This is a genomic window from Craterilacuibacter sp. (assembly GCF_051659485.1).
GTDB lineage: Bacteria > Pseudomonadota > Gammaproteobacteria > Burkholderiales > Chromobacteriaceae > Craterilacuibacter.
In genome coordinates this window covers 1-2,835 of record NZ_JBOFOO010000017.1, presented here as the reverse complement: position 1 = coordinate 2,835, position 2,835 = coordinate 1, and the positions used below count along the sequence as shown (strand labels likewise).

General features: G+C 58.7%; 3 protein-coding genes. All 3 read right to left on the bottom strand.

Annotated elements, in window-relative coordinates; genetic code table 11:
* Nucleotides 1-76: 76 nt before the first annotated feature.
* On the bottom strand, nt 77-277 hold the full coding sequence (locus tag ACRC1E_RS00500; RefSeq protein ID WP_438513149.1) for a hypothetical protein: 201 nt from the start codon (nt 275-277) through the stop codon (nt 77-79).
* A 46-nt stretch (nt 278-323) separates the two neighbouring features.
* Nucleotides 324-1,787, bottom strand: coding sequence for a succinylglutamate-semialdehyde dehydrogenase (astD, locus tag ACRC1E_RS00495; RefSeq protein ID WP_438513148.1), 1,464 nt, complete (start codon nt 1,785-1,787; stop codon nt 324-326).
* A partial coding sequence (gene astA, locus ACRC1E_RS00490; protein WP_438513147.1) for an arginine N-succinyltransferase occupies nt 1,784-2,835 on the bottom strand: 1,052 nt, incomplete at its 5' end. The genes astD and astA, both read right to left, overlap by 4 nt.

Genomic DNA, 2,835 nt, shown 5'->3' with positions numbered 1-2,835 from the left:
TTGCATACAATCTACTGTCAATGCAGAAAACATATCGTTTCAAGCTATTTCTATAAATATTTTCAACGAGAACAAATCATTGAAAAATAAGACTAATTCCAATGGTCGCTAGCCATAAAACCCCAAAAGCACGGGTTTTACTCGCCTGAAGCGCTCCCGCTTTAAATGAAAAAATCGGCACTCCCTGCCAGGTTAACGCCCGGCAACCAATAGCGCCTCCATATAAAGCAAATGTCATTCCAAAAAAAACCGGCACTGCCGGTTTTTTTTCCATCATCTTTATTCCGCCCCCGCTTCCGGACAGGCGCCACGATGCGGCAGGCCTAGAAATGCAGGCCCGGAGACAGCTGCGCAGGCAGGCTAAGTGCGTCGCACTCCAGTGACGCCACCGGCCAAGCACAATAATCGGCCGCGTAATAGGCACTGGCACGGTGATTGCCGGACGCACCCACGCCACCAAATGGTGCAGCGCTGGAAGCGCCGGTCAAGGGCTTGTTCCAGTTCACCACACCGGCACGACTTTCGAGCAGATAGCGCTCGTAGCTGGCCCTATCATCAGACAGCACACCGCCAGCCAAGCCAAAGCGGGTGTTATTGGCAAGCGCAATCGCCTCGTCAAAATCGCGGTAACGGATGATTTGCAATAAAGGCCCGAAGTATTCTTCATCCGGCAGCGCCTCGATACCGGTCACATCGATCAGGCCCGGCGTCAGCATGGCGGCACCTTCCTCGATCCGGCGCATGGCCAGCAAGACTTTGCCGCCAATAATCTGCAAGCACATTTGTGCTGCCAACAAAGCATCAGCCGCGGCATTGGACACCAGCGACCCCATAAACGGCTGCGGCTCGGCATCCCAATGCCCGACCACGATGTCGCGGCTCACATCGGCAAGGCGCGACACAAAAGCATCCCCCCAAGCGCCTGCCGGCACCAGCAGACGACGCGCGCAGGTGCAGCGCTGGCCGGCCGAAATAAAGGCCGACTGGATGACATGGTGAATGGCTGCATCCCGATCGGCAACCTCGGTCACGATCAGCGGGTTGTTGCCACCCATTTCCAGCGCCAGAATCTTGTCGGGATGGCCGGCAAACTGGCGATGCAGTGCACCCCCGGTCGCCGAACTGCCGGTAAAGAAGAGTCCATCCAGCCCCGTGTGCGCAGCCAGTGCAATACCGGTTTCGCGCGCACCCTGCACCAGATTCAGTACGCCGGCAGGCAAACCGGCTTCCAGCCACAGCCGGACTGTCAGCTCGGCGGTCCACGGAGTCAGCTCGGAAGGCTTGAACACCACGCTATTGCCGGCAATCAGCGCCGGCACAATATGACCGTTCGGCAAGTGGCCGGGAAAGTTATACGGGCCAAACACCGCCACTACGCCATGCGGCTTGTGGCGCAGCACCGCCTGCGCGTCCCCCATGGCCGCAGCCCGCTCGCCAGTGCGCTCCAGATAGGATTTAACCGAGATCTCCACCTTGTTCGCCATGGTGGTGACTTCGGTCTGCGCCTCCCAGCGCGGCTTGCCCGTTTCGCGCGCAATCACGCTGGCAAGTTCATCACGATGGGCCAGCAGGCACTCGCCAAAACGGCGCACCACGGCAAGGCGGGCATCCAGAGGACGCCGTGCCCACGGCACAAAAGCCGCACGTGCAGCCACCACCGCCGCATCGACCTGTGCCGCGCTGGCTGCCTGCCCCTGCCATAAGGTTGCACCCGTCGCCGGATCGGTCTTGATCATGGCTTCACCTTCGCCAGCGAGCCACTCGGAAGCAATGCACAGGGTGTTCATACAATTTTCTCGCTAGGATTGACCGGGACGCAGCGTACGAAATCGCCGGCTTGTACATGTAGTGCTTCAGCGGCCTCGGGCGTCAGCATGACGGTATGCCCGTCTTGCGGGAATGCAGCCATCACCACGCGAAACTCCGCCAGCGAGGTATTGGAAACCAGGACCTGCGGATACACGCCCTCCGGCAAGGGGTCGGCTAAAGTCACGCTCATCAGCTGGCTATCCTTGACGGCACGAATATCCTGCGTATAGGCCTGCACGGTCGGGCCTGCGTCGAAAATATCCACATAGCCTTCGTAGCGGAAACCTTCAGCCTCCAGCATCGCGACCGCAGGGCGGGTATTTTCGTGGGTCTTGCCAACCACGGCTTGAGCTTCTGCCGTCAGAAAGTCCACATAGATCGGGTGCTTGGGCATCAGTTCGGCAACAAAAGCCTTCTGTCCGATACCCGTCAGATAATCGGCTTTGGCAAAATCGATCGAGAAAAAGTGCCTACCCAGCGCCTCCCAGAATGGCGAGCGCCCTTCAGCGTCGGATACGCCACGCATTTCAGCGACGGTAATCTTGCCGAACAGATGGGCGAACTGCGCCAGAAACAGGAAACGGCTCTTGGACAACAGGCTGCCGTTGCGGTTGACGCGGTAATCCGGATGCAAAAATAGCGTGCACAACTCGCTGTAACCGGTATGGTCATGCGACAGGAACAAGGTCTCGTGACGGGTATAGACCCCCATCTCTTCGGACGAATGCACCATGGTGCCGACGCGGTAGTTGTACCACGGCTCTTTCAGTCCGACTGCGGCCTCCAGTGCGCAAATGCCACCGACGCGGCCGGTTTTGCTGTCTTCAAGCACGAACACATAGCCTTGATCGCCGCGCTCCAGATCGCCGGCAAAACTCAGCATGGAGCGGCTGATGCGCCGGGTCAGGCGCTCCTCGTTCACCGGCAGCGAGGTCAGGCCAACACCGGCACTGCGTGCCAGTTCCATCAAACCCTCAAGATCCTGAAAACGGATAGGACGAATGAACATCATGTCGGGTTTCTCCT